We start from the raw sequence: 19236 nt of genomic DNA, 5'->3' as shown, positions 1-19236 counted from the left end.
GTCCTGCGGACCCCCGGCTGGCGCTGCTGCCGCAGGGCTACCGGGTGTACGGCGCGAAGGAGTGGCTGCACGACGCGGCCGGTTCGGTTCTGGGCGCCGACGCCGCCCGGGACACGACGGACCGCAGCGCGGCTACCTGAACAGGTAGAGGCTGACGCGGTAGCCGGCCCAGGCGATCAACGCCGACGCCGGGATGGTGAAGATCCACGCCCAGACGATGTTGCCGGCCACGCCCCAGCGCACGGCCGAGGCACGCTGCACCGACCCGACGCCGACGATGGCGCCGGTGATGGTGTGCGTGGTGGACACCGGGATGCCCAGCCCGGTGGCGAGGAACAGCGTGATGGCGCCGCCGGTCTCGGCGCAGAAGCCGCCCACCGGCTTGAGCTTGGTGATCTTCTGGCCCATGGTCTTGACGATGCGCCAGCCGCCGAACAGCGTGCCGAGCGCGATGGCGATGTAGCAGACCCAGATCGTCCACGCCGGCGGCATGCTGGCACCGGCGGCGACGTGGCCGGAGGCGATGAGCAGCATCCAGATGATGCCGATGGTCTTCTGCGCGTCGTTGCCGCCATGGCCCAGCGAATACAGGCCCGCCGACACGAGCTGCAGGCGCCGGAACCAGCGGTCGATGCGCAGCGGCGAGCGGCGGCGCATGACCCACGCCACCAGCACCATCAGCAGCGAGCCGAAGATGAAACCGAGCAGCGGCGACACCAGGATGAAGGCCACCGCCTTCCAGATGCCGGAGGCGATCAGCGGCTCGGTCCCCGCCTTGGCCACCACCGCACCGACGATGCCGCCGATCAGCGCGTGGGAGGAGCTCGACGGGATGCCGTAGAGCCAGGTGACGACGTTCCAGGCGATGGCCCCGACCAGGGCGCCGAAGATGACATGGTGGTCGACGACGCCGGGCTCGACGATGCCCTTGCCCACCGTGGCGGCCACCTTGAGGTGGAAGATGAAGATGGCCACGAAGTTGAACGCGGCGGCGAACACCACGGCCTGCTGGGGCCGCAGCACGCCGGTGGACACGACGGTGGCGATGGAGTTGGCCGCGTCGTGGAAGCCGTTCATGAAGTCGAACAGCACCGCCAGCACCACCAGCAGCACGACCACCCAGAAGCCGATCTGGACAGTGGCCGCCATCACGAGTTCTCGAGCACGATGCCTTCGATCAGGTTGGCCACGTCCTCGCAGCGGTCGGTGATCGACTCCAGTTGCTCGTAGATGGTCTTCAGCTTGATCAGTTCGCGGACGTCGGCCTGTTCCCTGAACAGGCGGGACATCGCCGAGCGCATGACCCGGTCCGCGTCCGACTCCAGGCGGTCGATCTCCTCGCAGGCCTTGAGCGCGCCTTCGGTCACCTCCTGGTGGTTCAGGCGCGACAGCAGCGACACCGCGTGCTGCACCCGTTCGCAGCACTTGGACGACAGCTCGGCCAGGCGCACCACCTCTTCGTCGATGCGCTTGACGTCGTACAGCGACATCGTCTCGCTGGTGTCCTGCAGCAGGTCGAGGATGTCGTCCATCGCGTTGATCAGGCCGTGGATCTGCTCGCGGTCGATCGGCGTGATGAAGGTCTTGTGCAGGAGGCGGTTGACCTCGGCGGTCACCTTGTCGGCCTGGCGCTCGGCGTCGTCGACGGTGGCGGCGTGCTGCTCGCGCGCGGCGACGTCGTCGTACTGCCGCACCATCTGCATGAACGCCCGGGCACCGCGGACGATCTGGTCTCCGTGCTGGTTGAACAGCTCGAAGAAATTGCCTTCGCGCGGCAACAGCTTGCCGAAGAGCATGGCGGTCTCCCCATCAGCCATGGCGGTTCCGGGAAGGCAACCGGCCACCATGTCATCGAATTGTCATCAACCCGACATTCTAGGGGGCGCACCGTGGGCCCCACCACCCGCGGGCCGCGGCTAGCTGCGGAAGATGAAGTACACCGCCCCGAGCAGGCAGAGGCCGGCCCACAGGTAGTCCCACTTCAGCGGCTGCTGCATGACGAACACGCTGAAGGGCACGAACACCGCCAGCGTGATGACCTCCTGGCCGATCTTCAGCTGGGCGAGGTTGATGCCACCCTCGAAGCCGATGCGGTTGGCCGGCACCTGCAGCAGGTACTCGAACAGCGCCACGCCCCAACTCAGCAGTGCGGCGATCCACCAGGGCCGGTCGCCCAGGGTCTTCAGGTGGCCGTACCAGGCCCAGGTCATGAAGACATTGGACAGCGTCAGCAGGCCGAAGGTCTGCACGGCCACGGGCAAGGAATTCATGGTGCAAGGCGCTCCAGGGGTTGATCGGTCACGGCGGGCAGCCAGGCGGCGAGCGGTCCGAGGCCCGGCAGCGACAGGTGGGGGGGCGAGTTCCAGCAGCGGCCGCAGCACGAAGGCGCGGCGGTGCAGCCGCGGGTGCGGCAACCGCAGGGGCTCGGTGTCGACGACCGACTCGCCGTGGGCCAGCAGGTCCAGGTCCAACGTGCGCGGCGCGTTGGGATAGGGCCGCTCGCGGCCGTGGCGCCGCTCGATGGCCTGCAGCGCCCGCAGCAGCGCCATCGGCTCGAGCGTGGTGTGCAATTCGGCCACCGCGTTGACGAAGTCGGGGCCGCTGGCCTCGACCGGTGCGCTGCGCCAGAGCGACGAGGCGCGGCTGGCGTCCACGCCGGGCAGCGCCGCCAACTCGGCCAGCGCCTGCCGCAAGGTGCCGCGCGCGTCGCCCAGGTTCGCGCCCAGGCCGACGTAGGCCGCACGGGCCGCCGGCACCGTCATTCGCCGCCCGCGGCCCCCGCCTCGGCGGGCGCGCCGGCGCCGGCCGGCTTGCGGCGGCGCCGGCGGCGCTTGCGCGCGGGGCCGGCGCCGCCCTCGCCCACGTCCCCGCCCTCGGCGCCGTCGTCCGATGCGGCGATGGCCATCGCCGGCTCGGTCGGCACGGCACCGTCTTCACGCGGGGCCCGGTGCACCCGTCCGCCGCCGCGCGCCGGCTTGCGGGACTGGGCCTGCGCCTCGCGGGCGGCCTGCACCAGGCCCTCCCGCTCCTCCGGCGTGCCGAGGGCGAAGTCCTCCCACCAGTCGGCCAGTTCGGTCGGCGCCTCGCCGGCGTCCGCGCGCAGCCGCAGGAAGTCGAAGCCGGCACGGAAGCGCGGCTGCTCGACCAGGCTGAACGGCGTCGCGCCGACGCGGCGCTCGAAGCGCGGCTGCATCATCCAGATCTCGCGCATGTCGGCGCCGAGCTTGCCGCGGCCGGAGATGTCGCCGATGCGGGCATCGAACACCTGGTCGATGGCCTGGGCCAGCGCCGGGGTCACCGATTCGCCGTCGGCCTTGAGCCGGTTCCAGCGTTCGAGCACCTCGTGCCACAGCAGGCAGGCGAGCAGGAAGCTCGGTGCCACCGGCCGGTCCTCCTCCACCCGCTTGTCGGTGTCGGTCAACGCCAGCCGCACGAAGTGGTCGCGCTGCGGGTTGGGCTTGCGATCGTCGAGCACCGCGTCGAGCACCGGGAAGACGCCGCGGTGCAGGCCATGCGCCTTGATCTGCTCCAGCGAGGCCAGCGCATGGCCGGTCTGCAGCAGCTTGACCATCTCGTCGAACAGCCGCGAGGCCGGCACGTTGGCCAGCAGCGGCAGCGTCTCGGCGATCGGCGCGCGGGTCTTCGGCTCGATGGAGAAGCCCAGCTTGGCGGCGAAGCGCACCACGCGCAGGATGCGTACCGGGTCTTCGCGGTAGCGGGTGGCGGGATCGCCGATCATGCGCAGCAGCTTGGCCTTCGCGTCCTTCAGCCCGCCGTGGTAGTCCACCACCGCCTGCGTGGTGGGGTCGTAGTACATGGCGTTGACGGTGAAGTCGCGCCGTGCGGCGTCCTCCACCTGCGGGCCCCAGACGTTGTCGCGCAGCACCCGGCCGCTGGCGTCGACGACGTGGCTCTTGCCGGCCAGTTCGGCCTTGCTGGTCTTCTCGTTGCCCTCCACCTGGTCGGCTGCGGTGGCGTCCAGGTAGGCGCGGAAGGTGGACACCTCGATCACCTCGTGATCGCGGCCGCGGCCATGCACCACGTGGACGATGCGGAAGCGCCGGCCGATGATGAAGGCGCGGCGGAACAGCGCCTTTACCTGCTCCGGCGTGGCGTCGGTGGCGACGTCGAAGTCCTTCGGCCGGCGACCGCAGAGCAGGTCGCGCACCGCGCCGCCGACGATGTAGGCCTGGTGCCCCGCCTCCTGCAGCGTGCGCACCACCTTCACCGCACGTTCGTCGACGAGGCCGGGGTCGATGCCGTGCTCCGCGGCCGCGACCTCGCGGCGCTTGCCCAGCGGCGGCTTCGGCGGGCCGGACGGCTTGCCGAGCAGGCGGTCGATGAATTTCTTGATCATGCAAAGAGCCTCAGGACGGGCCAGCCGCGCTCGCGCGCGATGGCCTCCAGTGCGGGCGTGGGGTTGGTGGCCACGGGTCGGTCGACGCGTTCCAGCAACGGCAGGTCGTTGGTGGAGTCGCTGTAGAACACGGTGTCGTCGAAGTCGTCCCAGCGCCGGCCCAGCGCGGCCAGCCACTGCTCGACGCGCACGATCTTGCCGGCCTGGTAACTGGGCACGCCGTCAATGGCGCCGGTGACCCGGCCATGGTGGTCGCGGGCGAGCTTCAGCGCGATCAGGTGCTCGACGCCGAAGGCGTCGGCGATCGGCCGCGTCACCACCTCGTTGGTGGCGGTGACGATGGCCACCAGGTCGCCGTCGTCCTGGTGGCGTCGGACCAGGTCACGTGCCGGCGGCAGCAGCTGCGGACCGATGGCCTCGCGGATGAAGTCGGCCTGCAGGGCCTGCAGCTCGGCCGCCGGGCGGTCGCGCCAGGCGGTGGTGCAGAAGGCGATGTAGGCGGGCACGTCGAGCCGCCCGGCCAGGTACTGGGCGTAGAACGCGTCGTTGCCGCGCTTGAAGTGCTCTGCATCGGCCCAGCCGCGCTGCACCAGGTAGTCGCCGAACGCATGGTCGGAGTCGATGGGCAGCAGCGTGCCGTCGAGGTCGAACAGCGCCAGCCTCACAGGCCCTCCTCGGCCAGCATGCGGCGCAGCAGCGGCACGGTGAGCGGCCGCTGCTGGGAGAGGGCGAAACGGTCCATCCGGTCGAGCAGCAGCATCAGGTGTTTCAGGTCGCGCGAGAAGCGCGTCAGCAGGTAGTCGATCACTTCGTCGGCCAGCAGGACGCCGCGGCGGTCGGCCTCGCGGCGCAGCGCCGCGCGGGCCTCGTCCTCCGCCAGCGGCGCCAGCGCGAAGACATGGCCCCAGCCGAGGCGGGTGCGCAGGTCGTCGCGCACCGGCAGGTCCACGGGCGGCAGCCGGCCCGCCGCCGCGATCAGCACCCCGGCCGGATGGGCCTGCACGAAGAGGCTGAACGCCGCCTGCTGCCGGTCGGCGTCGAAGGCGTCGCAGTCGTCCAGCAGCAAAGCCGCCCAGCCCTCGTCCAAGGTCCACGGCAAGGGCGTCCGGGCGTCGAAACTGCCGACCTGCGCACCGCGTCGGCGCTGCTCGGCGGCCAGCGCGTGCAGCAGGTGGGTCTTGCCGCTGCCCTCGGGCCCCCACAGGTAGACCGGCGCCGCGCCGGGCTGGAGCGCCAGCAGGTGCTGCAGCGCGGCGGCATTGGCGCCGACCAGGAAGTGGTCGAAGTCCGGCTGGGCCGGCTCCACGATGGCCAGGGGGATCTGCTTCATCCGGCGGCGGTCGCTCGGGCGGACCGCACAAAAGCGGCGATTCTAGGAGAGCGCCCCGGCGCGACGCCGGCCGGTCAATGCAGGCGCGGCCGGCCGAGCTGCCGCAGCGCCGCCAGCCGCTCGCGCAGCGCGCGCGCGTCCTCGGCGGCGGGCCGCTGCTCGAGGTAGTGCGCCAGGTCCTCCGCGGCCTCGGGGAACTCGCCCAGTTCGGCATGCGCCAGGCCGCGGTCGCGCCGCTCCTCGGGCGCATTGGGCAGCAGGATGACCAGCCGCCGCTGCACCGCCAAGAGCCGCGGCCAGTCGCCGGCCTGTCGGTGGATCTCCTTCAGGTTGCGCAGCAGCCGGGCGACGATGTCGCGGCCGCCGGCGGCCTGCAGGAAGAGGCCGAGCGGCACCTCGAAGTCGCCGGTGAGGCCGTGCCGCCGGCGGTAGGGCGCCAGGCGCTCGTCGAGCTGTTCGGACGACAGCGACTGGCCGCAGAACGGGTCCATCACCACCTCGCCGGCGCCGTCGCCCTGCCCCACCCGCAGCTTGACCAGGAAGTGCCCGGGGAAGGCCACGCCGCGGGCCGACAGGCCGACCTGCTGCGCCAGTTCCATGTACAGCAGCGCCAGCGTGATCGGGATGCCGCGGCGCCGGCGCAGGACCTCATGGAGGTAGCTGTTCGCCGGGTCGTAGTAGTCGTTGACGTTGCCGGCGAAGCCCAGCTCGTGGAAGAAGTAGCGGTTGAGCAGCCGCAGCCGGTGCAGCGCGGACGCGTCGGCCGGCAGGCGGCGTTTCAGGCGCAGCGCCAGGCCGTCGATCTCCTGCAGCACGGCCTGGGGGTCGAGATCCGGCGCCTCGTCCTGGGCCACCGCGATGGCCGCCTCCAGCACCGCGAGGCCCTCGTCCTGCGCGACCAGCAGCTCGAAGTACTGCAGCCGGCTCATCCTTGCGAAGCGCATGCGCCGAGTGTAGGCCGCGCCGGCATGCCGGTGCCGATCCCACCGGCGGCACCGTCGTCATTGGCGTCGCAGCAGCGCCGTCGCCCGAAGTCCGAGCAGCCACAGGCTGCCGAAGTAGATCACCGCCGCCGCGGCCAGCACCGCGGCCATCCAGCCGGCGCGCAGCAGCTCCTGCCGGCCGAGGCCCAGCCAGTCGATGTGCTGTGCGGCCCACCACAGCCCGGCGCCCATCACCGCGCTGCCGGCGGTGATGCGCGCGAGGAAGGCCGGCCAGCCCGGCGCCGGCCGCCATACCCCGCGCCGCCACAGCAGGTACAGCAGCAGGCCGGCGTTGACCAGGCCGCCGAGCCCGGTAGACAGCGCAAGCCCCGCGATGCCCCACTGCAGCCACAGCACGAAGACGGCGTTGAAGCACTGCGTCAGCACCAGCGCGGCGATGCCCACGCGCACCGGCGTGCGCGTGTCGCGCTGCGCGAAGTAGCCCGGCGCCAGGATGCGGATCGAGACGATGCCGATCAGGCCGACGCCATAACCCGCCACCGCCCAGGCCGCCGCCTGGGCCTGCTCGGCACCGAAGGCGCCGCGCTGGAACAGCGTGGCCACCAGCGGCAACGGGAACACCAGCAGCGCCACCGCGCACGGCACCGCCAGCAGCAGCAGCTGCCGCAGGCCCCATTCGATGAGCCCGGAATAGGCCTGGGCGTCGCCCCGGGCATTGGCGGCCGACAGCTGCGGCGTCAGCACCACGCCGAGCGCCACGCCGAGCAACGCGGACGGGAACTCCATCAGGCGGTCGGCATAGGTCAGCAGCGACACCGCACCGGCGCCGAGGTGGCTGGCGATCTGCGTGTTGATCAGCTGGGAGATCTGCGCCACCGACACCCCGATCAGCGCGGGCGCCATCTTGCGCAGCACCTCGTGCACGCCGGCGTGGGCCCAGGCCTCGCGGAAGGCGCGCCAGCGCAGGCCGAAGCGCGGCAGCGCGCCCACGCGCTTCAAGGCCGGCACCTGCACCGCCAGCTGCAGCACGCCACCGAGCATCACCCCGACGGCCAGGCTGTAGACCGGCTCGATGCCCCAGCGTGCGAACCACGGCGTGAGGAACAGCATGGCGCCGATCCACGCCAGGTTGAGCAGCACCGGCGTGGCCGCCGGCACCACGAAGCGCCGCCAGGTGTTCAGGATGCCGGCCGACAGCGCCACCAGCGACATGCAGGCGATGTAGGGGAACATCCAGCGCGTCATCACCACCGCGGGGTCGAACCCGCCGCTGCGCTCCAGGCCGCTGCCGATGAGCCAGACCAGCAGGGGTGCGCCGACGATGCCGGTCACGCACAGCCCCACCAGCACCCACAGCAGCACGGTGGCCACCGCGTCGATCAGGTGCCGGGTGGCGTCCTCGCCGTCGCGCTCGCGCGAGGCGGCCAGCAGCGGAACGAAGGCCTGCGAAAAGGCACCCTCGCCTACCAGCCGACGCAGCAGGTTGGGGATGCGGAAGGCGACCGTGAAGGCGTCGGTCAGCGCGTTGGCGCCGAAGATCGAGGCCTGCAGCATGTCCCGCAGCAACCCGGTGATCCGGGAGGCCAGCGTGAGCAGGGAGACGGTGGAAGCGGCCTTGAAGAGGTTCATGCGAGGGCGCGATGCTATACTCGCGGGCTTTTCCACCGGAACTCCATCAGCGGAGCGCCCATTCCAGCATGGCCACCTCGTCCAAAGCCAAGAAGAAGACCGTCCGCCTGGCGTCGGGCCGCAAGCGCGCCCGCCAGGACGTCAAGCTGAACGCCGCCAACAGCGCGCTGCGTTCTAAGTTCCGCACCGTCGTCAAGAACGTGCAGAAGGCCGTCGCCGCCGGCGACAAGGACCGCGCCGCGGACCTGTTCAAGACCGCCCAGAGCGTCATCGACTCGGTGGCCGACAAGGGCATCTTCCACAAGAACAAGGCCGCCCGTCACAAGAGCCGCCTGGCCGCCAAGGTCAAGGCGCTGCAAGCGGCCGCCTGACGGCGCCGCCCTCGCCGCACGACCGGGCCGGTCCCGGTGGAAAAGCAAAGAGCCCGCCGATGTGCGGGCTCTTCTGCTTGCGACCGCCCGGTGCGGCATCACGGGACGGCTAGGGCTTCCCGTCGCCCTGCGGCTCGAAGCGACAGGCTTCGCCCACCTGCAGACCGTTGTCCCTGGCGAAGTTCATGACGAAGTCCCAGGCCATGGGCTCGATCTCGCGCAGCGCCTCGCTCACGATCACGCACTTCACGCCGGCCACGGTGCTGGGGAAGCAGTAAGGGGAGTAGCCGATGTGGGCACCGTGTCCGCCGACATTGCCGCCGGGGCGGAAACTCGACATCGCGCCGGCCAGCCGCTCGGCCCAGTCGCTGGGGCGAAAAGGACGGCCCTCCTTCGTGATGCCCTGGATGAAGACTTCGCGCGGCGCTGCTGATGTCACCCTGAGATTGTGCCTCACGGCACCATGCAGGAACGCATTGCGGATGGTGCAACGGCAGTCTTCCGGTCCGTTGACCGACGCATAGAATCCGTGCCACGGGGCCGGTGCCCGCTTTGCACAGCGGGCCGGCCCTTCGCCTTTGCACCGGAGCCATGTCGATGAGCACGCCCACGTCCACCGCCGCGCCGAGCCACCTGATGAAGACCTACGGCCGGCTGCCTTTCGCCCTGTCGCATGGCCAGGGCTGCTGGGTGTGGGACACCGCCGGCAAGCGCTACCTCGACGGCCTGGGCGGCATCGCGGTGAACACGCTGGGCCACGCCCACCCGAAGCTGGTGCCGGCGCTGCAGGAGCAGGTCGCCAAGCTCATCCACTGCTCCAACTACTACCAGGTGCCGTTGCAGGAACAGCTGGCGGCCAAGCTGTGCGAGCTGTCCGGGCTGACCGCGGCCTTCTTCTGTTCCACAGGCCTCGAGGCCAACGAGGCGGCGATCAAGATCGCGCGCAAGTACGGCCACGACAAGGGCATCGACCGGCCGGAGATCATCGTCTACGAGAAGGCCTTCCACGGCCGATCGATCGCCACGCTGTCGGCCACCGGCAACCCCAAGGTGCAGGCAGGCTTCGGGCCGCTGGTGGAGGGTTTTGTCCGCGTGCCGCTGAACGACCTGGCCGCGCTGCAGGCCGAGGTGCAGGCGCGGCCCAACGTGGTCGCCGTCTTCCTCGAGACCATCCAGGGCGAAGGCGGCATCAACCCCACGCGCCTGGACTACCTGCAGAGCCTGCGCGCGCTGTGCGATCGCCACGGCCTGCTGCTGATGCTGGACGAAGTGCAGTGCGGCATCGGCCGCACCGGCAAGTGGTTCGCGCACCAGTGGGCCGGCATCGTGCCGGACGTGATGCCGCTGGCCAAGGGACTGGGCTCCGGCGTGCCCATCGGCGCGGTGGTCTGCGGGCCGAAGGCGGCCGATGTGTTCCAGCCCGGCAACCATGGCACCACCTTCGGCGGCAACCCGCTGTCGATGCGGGCCGGCGTGGAGACGCTGCGCATCATGGAAGAGGACGGGCTGCTCGCCCACGCGGCGAAGGTCGGCGAGGTGCTGCGCGGGGAACTGCAGCGCCAGCTCGGCAGCCTGCCCGGCGTGAAGGAGATCCGAGGCCAGGGCCTGATGCTGGGCATCGAGCTCGACCGGCCCTGCGGCGAGATCCTCAACCTGGCGGCCGACGCCGGCCTGCTGCTGAGCGTCACCGCCGACACCGTCATCCGGCTGGTGCCGCCGCTCATCCTCAGCGAGGACGAGGCCCGCCAGATCGTCGCCCTGCTGGCGCCGGTGGTGCGCCGCTTCCTCGGCGTGGCATGACGCGCCCGCCCGCTCTGCCATGAAGCCGGGACCCCGCCTCATGAAGCACTACCTGCAGTTCAAGGACCTGCGCGCGGAGGAGTACGCCTACCTGTTCGAGCGCGCGTCCATCATCAAGACGCGGTTCAAGAACTACGAGAAGTACCAGCCGCTGGCCGACCGCACGCTGGCCATGATCTTCGAGAAGGCCAGCACCCGCACGCGGGTGAGCTTCGAGGCCGGCATGTACCAGATGGGTGGCTCGGTGGTGCACCTGACCACCGGCGACAGCCAGCTCGGCCGCTCGGAGCCCATCGCCGACACGGCGCGGGTCATCAGCCGGATGGTCGACCTCGTCATGATCCGCACCTTCGAGCAGTCGCGCATCGAGCAGTTCGCCGCGCATTCGCGGGTGCCGGTGATCAACGGCCTGACCAACGAGTACCACCCCTGCCAGATCCTGGCCGACGTCTTCACCTACATCGAGCGGCGGGGCGCCATCGCCGGCCGCACGGTGGCCTGGGTGGGCGACGGCAACAACATGGCCAACACCTGGCTGCAGGCGGCCGAGGTGCTCGGCTTCACCGTGCACCTGAGCACGCCCAGCGGCTACGAGGTGGACCCGTCGGTGGTCGGCCTGCGCGGCGACGGCAGCTGCTACAAGGTCTTCGCCGACCCGATGGACGCCTGCCGCGGCGCCGACCTGGTGACCACCGACGTGTGGACCAGCATGGGCTTCGAGGCCGAGAACGAGCAGCGGCGCGCCGCCTTCGCCGACTGGTGCGTCGACGCCGAGATGATGGCCGTGGCCAAGCCCGACGCCCTCTTCATGCACTGCCTGCCCGCCCACCGCGGCGAGGAGGTCGCCGCCGAGGTCATCGACGGTCCGCAGTCGGTGGTCTGGGACGAGGCCGAGAACCGCATGCACGTGCAGAAGGCGCTGATGGAGTACCTGCTGCTCGGACGGATCGGCTGATCCGTCCGGCCACGCTCAGTGGTTTTCTCGAGCGTGGTTGATGGTGTACTTGGGGATCTCGATCGTCACGTCCTGCTGCGACAGGATGGCCTGGCACGACAGCCGCGAGTCCGGCTCCAGGCCCCAGGCCTTGTCCAGCAGGTCCTCTTCCGCCTCGTCGGGCTCGCCCAGCGACCGGTAACCCTCGCGCACCACCACATGGCAGGTGGTGCAGGCGCAGCTCATCTCGCAGGCGTGCTCGATCTCGATGCCGTGGTCGAGCAGCGCTTCGCAGATCGACGTGCCGGCGGGCGCCTCGACGGTGGTGCCCTCCGGGCAGTACTGGGCGTGGGGCAGGATCTTGATGACGGGCACGGGCGGTTCGCTCGGTTCTCGTTGTTCGTCGGCCTGGGGCCTCAGACGTCTTCGACGCTGCGGCCGGTCAGGGCCCGGCGGATGCCGCGGTTCATGCGCAGCGCGGCGAAGGCCTCGGTGCCGGCGGCCAGCGCCTTGGTGGCCGCCTCGATGGCAGCGGCGTCCCGCCCTTCCGCGGCCGACGCCGTCGCCGACAGCAGGGCCTCGACGTCGCGGCGCTGGCCGTCGGCGAGCAGGTCGCCGTCGGCCTGCAGCGCCGACCGGGTGGCCAGCACCAGGCGCTCGGCGTCGACCTGAGCCTCGCGCAGCGCGCGGGCCTGCAGGTCGTCCTCCGCGCGGGCGAAGCCGTCCTGCAGCATGCGGGCGATGTCCTCGTCGGCCAGGCCGTAGCTCGGCTTGATGGTGATGGCCGCCTCGACGCCCGAGCCCTGCTCGCGCGCGCGCACGTTGAGCAGCCCGTCGGCGTCGACCTCGAAGGTGACGCGGATGCGTGCGGCACCGGCGGCCATCGGTGGGATGCCGCGCAGCTCGAAGCGCGCCAGCGAGCGGCAGTCGCTGACCAGCTCGCGCTCGCCCTGCACCACGTGCAGCGCCATCGCCGTCTGGCCGTCCTTGAAGGTGGTGAAGTCCTGCGCCTTGGCGGTGGGGATGGTGGCGTTGCGCTCGATGATGCGTTCGACCAGCCCGCCCATCGTCTCCAGGCCCAGCGACAGCGGGATCACGTCCAGGAGCAGCAGGTCGTCGCCGTCGCCATGGCCAGCCAGCTGGTGGGCCTGCCGGGCGGCGCCGAGGGCCACCACCTGGTCGGGGTCGAGGTCGACCAACGGCGGCCGGCCGAAGAACTCGCCTACCGCGGTGCGCACGGCCGGCATGCGGGTGGCGCCGCCGACCAGCACCACGCCTTGAACGTCGTCACGGCCCACCCTGGCGTCGCGCAGCACGCGCTTGACGCTGGCCAGCGTGCGGTCGACCAGCGGCTTGGTGAGGGCATTGAAGCGCGCGCGGTCCACCGGCACCTGCAAGCTGCCGGCGGCCAGGTCGGCGGTCAGCACCACCCGCTCGGTGTCGGTCAGCGCCTCCTTGGCGGCGCGGGCCGCGACCAGCACGGCGCGCTTGTCGTGCGCGGCGTCGGCCCGCAGGCCGGCCTGGTCGAGCGCCCAGTCGGCCAGCGCCCGGTCGAAGTCGTCGCCGCCGAGCGCGGCATCCCCGCCGGTGGCGACCACCTCGAAGACACCGCGCGACAGGCGCAGCAGCGAGATGTCGAAGGTGCCGCCGCCCAGGTCGAAGATGGCGTACAGCCCCTCGCTGCCGTGGTCGAGGCCGTAGGCCACCGCCGCGGCCGTCGGCTCGTTGAGCAGCCGCAGCACCTTCAGCCCGGCCAGCTGCGCCGCGTCCTTGGTCGCCTGGCGCTGCGCGTCGTCAAAGTAGGCGGGCACGGTGATGACGGCACCGAACAGTTCGTCGTCGAAGCTGTCCTCGGCCCGCTGGCGCAGCGAGGCCAAGATCTCCGCCGACACCTCCACCGGGGACTTCTCGCCCTCGCGGGTGTGCAGGGCCAGCATGCCCGGCTTGTCGATGAAGCGGTACGGCAGCTTGCCGGCCTCGGCCACGTCGCCCAGGCCGCGGCCCATGAAGCGCTTGACCGAGACGATGGTGTTCTCGGGGTCGGCGGCCTGCTCGGCCTGGGCATCGAAGCCGATCTGCCGGCGACCGCCCTCCAGGTAGCGCACCACCGACGGCAGCAGCACCCGGCCCTCGGCGTCGGGCAGGCAGTCGGCCACGCCATGGCGCACCGCCGCCACCAGCGAATGCGTGGTGCCGAGGTCGATGCCGACCGCGATGCGGCGCTGGTGCGGGTCCGGCGCCTGGCCGGGCTCTGAAATCTGGAGTAGCGCCATGGGTCTCTATTGTCCCAGGGCGTCGAGGCGCTTCTCGACATCGGACCGAAAGCGCGCAACGAACATGAGGGCTCTGACCCGCTCGGCCGCCGCCCGCGCATCGCCCTGTTGGTCGAGCAGGCGGGCGATGTTGGCCTGCACCTCGCGCTCGAAGGCGGCCACCTGGTCGTCCAGCGCCTCCACCGCCGGGACGTCAGCGGCCTCCTCCAGCGCCTCACGCCAGGCCATCTGCTGCACCAGGAACTCGGCCGGCATGGCGGTGTTGCGTTCGGCGTCGATCGGCACGCCGGCCAGCTCGCACAGCAGCGCGGCGCGGGCCACCGGATCCTTCAGCCGCCGGTGCGCCTCGTTCACCCGCACGGCCCACTGCATGGCCACGCGTTGCGCCGCGGCGCCCTGCGAGGCGAAGCGGTCCGGGTGCGTCGCCGCCTGCAGCACGCGCCGCCGTTCTTCGAGCTGCGCCGGGTCCAGCGTGAAGCGCCGGGGCAGGCCGAACAGCGTGAAGTCGTCGTCGTCGAGCTTGAGGTCGTCGGTCATGGCCACCATGAAAAAGGCGCGGCCCCGGAAAGAGGCCGCGCCCGGTGATGAGGAGAAGGCCGTCGACGCGGTGTCGAACGCCTTCAGACCCGGAACGACTCGCCGCAGCCGCAGCGGTCCTTCTCACGGGGGTTGTGGAACTTGAAGCCCTCGTTCAGGCCTTCGCGCACGAAGTCGAGCTCGGTGCCGTCGATGTACGGCAGGCTCTTCGGGTCGACCAGGATCTTCACGCCATGCCCCTCGAACACATGGTCCTCGGGCGCGATCTCGTCGGCGTACTCCAGCTTGTAGGCCAGGCCCGAGCAGCCGGTGGTCTTCACGCCCAGCCGCACGCCGACGCCCTTGCCGCGCCGGGCGATGTAGCGGCTGACGTGGCGGGCGGCGGCTTCCGACAGGGTGACGGCCATCGCGCTCACTTGGCCGCGACCGCGGCGGCCACGCCGCTCTTCGCCTTGTAGTCGTCGACGGCGGCCTTGATCGCATCCTCGGCAAGGATGGAGCAGTGGATCTTCACCGGCGGCAGCGCCAGCTCTTCGGCGATGTGGGTGTTCTTGATGGTCAGCGCCTCGTCCAGGCTCTTGCCCTTGACCCATTCGGTCACCAGCGAGCTGGAGGCGATGGCCGAGCCGCAGCCGTAGGTCTTGAACTTGGCGTCCTCGATCAGGCCGGTGGTCGGGTTCACCTTGATCTGCAGTTTCATCACGTCGCCGCAGGCCGGCGCACCGACCATGCCGGTGCCCACCGTGTCGTCACCCTTGTCGAACGAGCCGACGTTGCGCGGGTTCTCGTAGTGGTCGATGACCTTGTCGCTGTAAGCCATGGTGTCTCTCCAAATCTTGTCGTGGTCCGGTCAGTGGGCCGACCACTGGATCGTGCTGATGTCGATGCCGTCCTTGTACATCTCCCACAGCGGCGACAGTTCGCGCAGCTTGGCGACGTTCTGGCGGATGGTGCTCACCGCGTAGTCGATCTCTTCCTCGCTGGTGAAGCGGCCGATGGTGATGCGCAGGCTGCTGTGGGCCAGTTCGTCGCTGCGGCCCAACGCCCGCAGCACGTAGCTCGGCTCCAGGCTGGCGGAGGTGCACGCCGAGCCCGATGAAACCGCCAGGCCCTTGATGCCCATGATCAGCGACTCGCCCTCGACGAAGTTGAACGACACGTTGAGGTTGTGCGGCACCCGGCGCTCGAGGTCGCCGTTGACGAAGACCTGCTCGATGTCCGACAGGCCGCGCAGCGAGGCGCTGCTGCAGCATGCGGATGCGCTCGCCCTCGGTGCCCATCTCGGCCTTGGCGATGCGGAAGGCCTCGCCCATGCCGACGATCTGGTGCGTGGGCAGCGTGCCGGAGCGCATGCCGCGCTCGTGGCCGCCGCCGTGCATCTGCGCCTCCAGCCGGACCCGGGGCTTGCGGCGGACGTACAGCGCGCCGATGCCCTTGGGACCGTAGGTCTTGTGCGAGGCCAGGCTCATCAGGTCGACCGGCAGCGTCTGCAGGTCGATGGCCACCTTGCCGGTGGCCTGGGCCGCGTCGACGTGGAAGACGACGCCGCGCTCCCGGCACAGCGCGCCGAGGGCGGGGATGTCCTGGATCACGCCGATCTCGTTGTTGACCAGCATCACCGACGCCAGGATGGTGTCCGGCCGCAGCGCGTCCTTGAAGCGGTCCAGGTCGAGCAGGCCGTTCTCCTGCACGTCGAGGTAGGTCACCTCGAAGCCCTGGCGCTCCAGTTCGCGCATCGGGTCGAGCACCGCCTTGTGCTCGGTCTTGACGGTGATCAGGTGCTTGCCGCGGCCCTTGTAGAACTGCGCCGCCCCCTTGATCGCCAGGTTGTTGGACTCGGTGGCGCCGGAGGTCCACACGATCTCGCGCGGGTCCGCGCCGATCAGGTCGGCGACATGGCGGCGGGCCGCTTCCACCGCCTCTTCCGCCTCCCAGCCCCAGGCGTGGCTGCGCGACGCCGGGTTGCCGAAGTGCTCCCGCAGCCAGGGCACCATCGCATCGACCACCCGCGGATCACAGGGCGTGGTCGCGCCGTAGTCCATGTAGATGGGGAAGTGCGGGGTCATGTCCATGATGGGGTGCTGGCAGAAGCTGGCGAGTTCGACGTGGGGAACGGGTCGGCACCCGGCGCGCGCAGGCGCCGGGCAGCCCTACTTCGAGAACGCGTTGCCGAGGGCGAAGACCGAGTTGGGCGCGGTCACCTTGATCGGCTTGACCACCGGCTGGCTGGAGATGGCGCGCTTGACCGGCGCCTCCTCCACCGAGATGCCTTTGGCCAACTGGTCGTCCACCAGCTTCTTCAGCGAGATGGAATCCAGGTACTCGATCATCTTGTTGTTCAGGCTGGTCCACAGGTCGTGCGTCATGCAGCGGCCGGCGTCGTCGCCCATGCAGTTTTCCTTGCCGCCGCAACCGGTGGCGTCCAGCGCCTCGTCCACGGCGACGATGATGTCAGCGACGGTGATGTCCTCCGCCTTGCGGCCTAGCGAGTAACCGCCGCCCGGCCCGCGGGTGCTTTCGACCAGCTCATGCCGGCGCAGCTTGCCGAACAGCTGCTCCAGGTAGGACAGCGAGATCTGCTGGCGCTGGCTGATGGCGGCAAGCGCCACGGGGCCGTTGTGCGACCTCAGCGCCAAATCGATCATCGCGGTGACCGCAAAGCGGCCTTTGGTGGTGAGACGCATCTCTTCTCCTTTGCCTCGCGGCGTGCCGAAACATGACGACCTCTGGTGATACGGCTGTCATTCCGGCTTGGATCCGGCGGTAACCGGGGAAAACCCTCGAATAATCCCGAGTGTTTCGCTCGATTATAGATGAAGCCGACTGATTCGGTCGGTCATCTGCGGAGAAGTTCCCCCGTGGCAGCGAGGGATTTCAAGCGGCCTTGCCTGACAGCGGCACCACGTTGTCATGGACCGCCGCGCCGAACGCTTGTTCCCGCAACAGCGCCAATTGGTCGCGCGTGCGCGCCGCCTTCTCGAATTCCAGGTTCTTGGCGTGCTCGAGCATCTGCCGCTCGAGCTGCTTGATGCGCTTGCCCAGGTCCTTCTCGGACAGCGCCTCCCCGGCCTCCGGCTCGTTCGAGCGCAGCTTGGCCCGGTCGTCCTGCTGGCTGACCACGCCATCGATCATCTCCCGGACCTGCTTCTTCACGCTGCGCGGCGTGATGCCTTCGGCCAGGTTGTGCGCGATCTGCTTGGCGCGCCGCCGCTCCGTCTCGTCGATGGCACGACGCATCGAGTCGGTCACCCTGTCGCCGTACAGGATGGCCTTGCCGTTGACGTTGCGGGCCGCCCGGCCGATGGTCTGCACCAGGCTGCGCTCGGCACGCAGGAAGCCCTCCTTGTCGGCGTCGAGGATGGCGACCAACGACACCTCCGGGATGTCGAGCCCCTCGCGCAGCAGGTTGATGCCCACCAGCACGTCGAACTGGCCCAGCCGGAGGTCGCGGATGATTTCCACCCGCTCCACGGTGTCGATGTCCGAGTGCAGGTAGCGCACCTTGACGCCGTTGTCGCTGAGGTAGTCGGTGAGCTGCTCGGCCATGCGCTTGGTCAGCGTGGTGATCAGCACCCGCTCGCCGACGTCCACCCGCTCGCGGATCTCCTGCAGCACGTCGTCCACCTGGTGGGCGGCGGGCCGCACCTCCACCTGCGGGTCGACCAGGCCGGTGGGCCGCACCACCTGCTCCACCACCTGGCCGGCGTGCTGCTTCTCGTAGTCGGCCGGCGTGGCGGTGACGAAGACGGCCTGCCGCATCTTGCGCTCGAACTCCTCGAACTTCAGCGGCCGGTTGTCCAGCGCCGACGGCAGGCGGAACCCGTACTCCACCAGCACCGTCTTGCGGGCGCGGTCGCCGTTGAACATGCCGCCCAACTGGCCGATGAGCACATGGCTCTCGTCCAGGAACATCAGCGCGTCGGCCGGCAGGTAGTCGACCAGCGTCGGCGGCGGATCGCCCGGCGCCGCGCCGGACAGGTGCCGGGTGTAGTTCTCGATGCCCTTGCAGTGGCCCACCTCCTGCAGCATCTCCAGGTCGAAGCGGGTGCGCTGCTCCAAGCGCTGGGCCTCGACCAGCTTGCCGGCCTTGACCAGTTCGTCCAGCCGCTCGCGCAGCTCGGTCTTGATGCCGTCGATGGCGCGCAGCACCTGCTCGCGCGGCGTCACGTAGTGGCTGGAAGGGTAGACCACGAACCGAGGCACCTTCTGCCGCACCCGGCCCGTCAGCGGGTCGAGCAGCGACAGGCTCTCGATCTCGTCGTCGAACAACTCAATGCGCAGCGCGAGTTCGGAGTGCTCGGCCGGAAAGACGTCGATGGTGTCGCCGCGCACGCGGAAACTGCCGCGGCCGAAGTCCACCTCGTTGCGGGTGTATTGCATGCGGACCAACTGCGCGATGAGGTCGCGCTGGCTCAGCTTGTCGCCGACGCGCACGATCAGCCGCATCTGGGTGTAGTCCTCCGGCTTGCCGATGCCGTAGATCGCGCTGACCGAAGCGACGATCACGACGTCGCGCCGCTCGAGGATGCTCTTGGTGGCCGACAGCCGCATCTGCTCGATGTGCTCGTTGATCGAGCTGTCCTTCTCGATGAACAGGTCTCGCTGCGGGACGTAGGCCTCGGGCTGGTAGTAGTCGTAGTAGCTGACGAAGTACTCGACCGCGTTCTTGGGGAAGAACTCGCGGAACTCGCTGTAGAGCTGCGCCGCCAGCGTCTTGTTCGGCGCGAAGACGATGGCCGGGCGGCCCAGCCGGGCGATGACGTTGGCCATGGTGAAGGTCTTGCCGGAGCCGGTGACGCCGAGCAGCGTCTGGTAGCTCAGGCCGTCCTGCACGCCCTCGACCAGCTGGTCGATCGCGGCGGGCTGGTCGCCCGCCGGCGGATAGGGCTGGAAAAGCTGGAACGGCGACCCGGGGAAGCCGACGAAGCTGCCCTCGACCGGTGTCGCGGCGCCCGCCTCTGCGGCAGGTGGGGAGATGGGGACGGGGTTCGACGACATGCCAGGGGTTGTGAAGTGACCACTTAGAATCCCGGCCCGGCCGGGTGCCGCCGTCGCGTCGCG

At 70.1% G+C, this 19236-nt stretch carries 19 protein-coding genes and 2 pseudogenes; 3 read left to right on the top strand and 18 right to left on the bottom strand.

Annotation, left to right across the window (positions count from 1 at the left end):
- Nucleotides 1-132: 132 nt before the first annotated feature.
- The 9 genes and pseudogenes from LRS07_RS10795 to murJ form a co-directional block, all read right to left on the bottom strand.
- Entirely contained in the window at nt 133-1149 is a 1017-nt protein-coding gene (locus tag LRS07_RS10795) for an inorganic phosphate transporter (RefSeq protein WP_260501909.1), read from the bottom strand.
- Complete coding sequence (locus LRS07_RS10790; RefSeq protein ID WP_260501908.1) at nt 1149-1796, bottom strand: DUF47 domain-containing protein; 648 nt, start codon at nt 1794-1796, stop codon at nt 1149-1151. The genes LRS07_RS10795 and LRS07_RS10790 overlap by 1 nt, the downstream gene beginning before the upstream one ends.
- Before the next feature lie 120 nt (nt 1797-1916).
- Complete coding sequence (locus LRS07_RS10785) at nt 1917-2270, bottom strand: DMT family protein (protein ID WP_260501907.1); 354 nt, start codon at nt 2268-2270, stop codon at nt 1917-1919.
- Nucleotides 2271-2411: 141 nt separating this feature from the next.
- Nucleotides 2412-2762: pseudogene (gene folK, locus LRS07_RS10780) on the bottom strand (2-amino-4-hydroxy-6-hydroxymethyldihydropteridine diphosphokinase); the annotation flags it as partial.
- Nucleotides 2759-4357 (bottom strand): polynucleotide adenylyltransferase PcnB, encoded by a 1599-nt coding sequence (pcnB, locus tag LRS07_RS10775; RefSeq protein ID WP_260501906.1) that lies wholly within the window; start codon nt 4355-4357, stop codon nt 2759-2761. The gene pcnB and the pseudogene folK, both read right to left, overlap by 4 nt.
- Nucleotides 4354-5022, bottom strand: a complete 669-nt coding sequence (locus LRS07_RS10770) for a histidinol-phosphatase (protein ID WP_260501905.1) — start codon at nt 5020-5022, stop codon at nt 4354-4356. The genes pcnB and LRS07_RS10770 overlap by 4 nt, the downstream gene beginning before the upstream one ends.
- A complete protein-coding gene (gene hda, locus LRS07_RS10765) occupies nt 5019-5687 on the bottom strand; it encodes a DnaA regulatory inactivator Hda (RefSeq protein ID WP_260501904.1) in 669 nt (222 codons plus the stop codon). The genes LRS07_RS10770 and hda overlap by 4 nt, the downstream gene beginning before the upstream one ends.
- A 74-nt stretch (nt 5688-5761) precedes the next feature.
- Nucleotides 5762-6631 (bottom strand): SirB1 family protein, encoded by an 870-nt coding sequence (locus tag LRS07_RS10760; RefSeq protein ID WP_260501903.1) that lies wholly within the window; start codon nt 6629-6631, stop codon nt 5762-5764.
- Nucleotides 6632-6688: 57 nt separating this feature from the next.
- Nucleotides 6689-8260 carry a murein biosynthesis integral membrane protein MurJ gene (murJ, locus tag LRS07_RS10755; RefSeq protein ID WP_260501902.1) on the bottom strand — a complete coding sequence of 524 codons (1572 nt, stop codon included), beginning with the start codon at nt 8258-8260 and terminating at the stop codon, nt 6689-6691.
- Nucleotides 8261-8328: 68 nt separating this feature from the next.
- Between murJ and rpsT the strand changes: the two genes are divergently transcribed.
- Nucleotides 8329-8631 carry a 30S ribosomal protein S20 gene (gene rpsT / locus LRS07_RS10750; RefSeq protein WP_260501901.1) on the top strand — a complete coding sequence of 101 codons (303 nt, stop codon included), beginning with the start codon at nt 8329-8331 and terminating at the stop codon, nt 8629-8631.
- Between the two features lie 109 nt (nt 8632-8740).
- Here the strand turns inward: rpsT and LRS07_RS10745 are convergent, their stop codons facing one another.
- Complete coding sequence (locus LRS07_RS10745; protein WP_260501900.1) at nt 8741-9088, bottom strand: DUF3579 domain-containing protein; 348 nt, start codon at nt 9086-9088, stop codon at nt 8741-8743.
- 140 nt (nt 9089-9228) lie between these two features.
- On the opposite strand from LRS07_RS10745, the gene LRS07_RS10740 reads away from it, so the two are divergent.
- Together LRS07_RS10740 and argF are read left to right on the top strand one after the other, a co-directional pair.
- Nucleotides 9229-10431 (top strand): aspartate aminotransferase family protein, encoded by a 1203-nt coding sequence (locus tag LRS07_RS10740; protein ID WP_260501899.1) that lies wholly within the window; start codon nt 9229-9231, stop codon nt 10429-10431.
- 19 nt (nt 10432-10450) lie between these two features.
- Complete coding sequence (argF, locus tag LRS07_RS10735; protein ID WP_260501898.1) at nt 10451-11386, top strand: ornithine carbamoyltransferase; 936 nt, start codon at nt 10451-10453, stop codon at nt 11384-11386.
- A gap of 15 nt (nt 11387-11401) precedes the next feature.
- Here the strand turns inward: argF and fdx are convergent, their stop codons facing one another.
- From fdx to uvrB, 8 genes and pseudogenes are all read right to left on the bottom strand, one after another.
- Nucleotides 11402-11740 carry an ISC system 2Fe-2S type ferredoxin gene (gene fdx, locus LRS07_RS10730; RefSeq protein WP_260501897.1) on the bottom strand — a complete coding sequence of 113 codons (339 nt, stop codon included), beginning with the start codon at nt 11738-11740 and terminating at the stop codon, nt 11402-11404.
- A 41-nt stretch (nt 11741-11781) separates the two neighbouring features.
- Nucleotides 11782-13638 carry a Fe-S protein assembly chaperone HscA gene (gene hscA / locus LRS07_RS10725; protein WP_260501896.1) on the bottom strand — a complete coding sequence of 619 codons (1857 nt, stop codon included), beginning with the start codon at nt 13636-13638 and terminating at the stop codon, nt 11782-11784.
- A gap of 6 nt (nt 13639-13644) precedes the next feature.
- Nucleotides 13645-14175 carry a Fe-S protein assembly co-chaperone HscB gene (hscB, locus tag LRS07_RS10720; protein WP_260501895.1) on the bottom strand — a complete coding sequence of 177 codons (531 nt, stop codon included), beginning with the start codon at nt 14173-14175 and terminating at the stop codon, nt 13645-13647.
- Nucleotides 14176-14258: 83 nt separating this feature from the next.
- On the bottom strand, nt 14259-14582 hold the full coding sequence (gene iscA, locus LRS07_RS10715) for an iron-sulfur cluster assembly protein IscA (RefSeq protein ID WP_260501894.1): 324 nt from the start codon (nt 14580-14582) through the stop codon (nt 14259-14261).
- A 5-nt stretch (nt 14583-14587) separates the two neighbouring features.
- Complete coding sequence (gene iscU, locus LRS07_RS10710) at nt 14588-14995, bottom strand: Fe-S cluster assembly scaffold IscU (protein WP_260501893.1); 408 nt, start codon at nt 14993-14995, stop codon at nt 14588-14590.
- 30 nt (nt 14996-15025) lie between these two features.
- Nucleotides 15026-16247 (bottom strand): annotated as a pseudogene (locus LRS07_RS10705) (IscS subfamily cysteine desulfurase).
- Between the two features lie 78 nt (nt 16248-16325).
- A complete protein-coding gene (gene iscR, locus LRS07_RS10700; RefSeq protein WP_260501892.1) occupies nt 16326-16859 on the bottom strand; it encodes a Fe-S cluster assembly transcriptional regulator IscR in 534 nt (177 codons plus the stop codon).
- 190 nt (nt 16860-17049) lie between these two features.
- The gene (gene uvrB, locus LRS07_RS10695; RefSeq protein WP_260501891.1) at nt 17050-19173 is read right to left on the bottom strand and encodes an excinuclease ABC subunit UvrB; all 2124 of its coding nucleotides are present in this window, start codon (nt 19171-19173) and stop codon (nt 17050-17052) included.
- Nucleotides 19174-19236 lie beyond the last annotated feature (63 nt).

Source organism: Aquabacterium sp. J223 (genome assembly GCF_024666615.1).
Lineage (GTDB): Bacteria > Pseudomonadota > Gammaproteobacteria > Burkholderiales > Burkholderiaceae_C > J223.
Note: the sequence above shows the minus strand (reverse complement) of the source record. Positions and strands in the feature narration are given on the sequence as shown.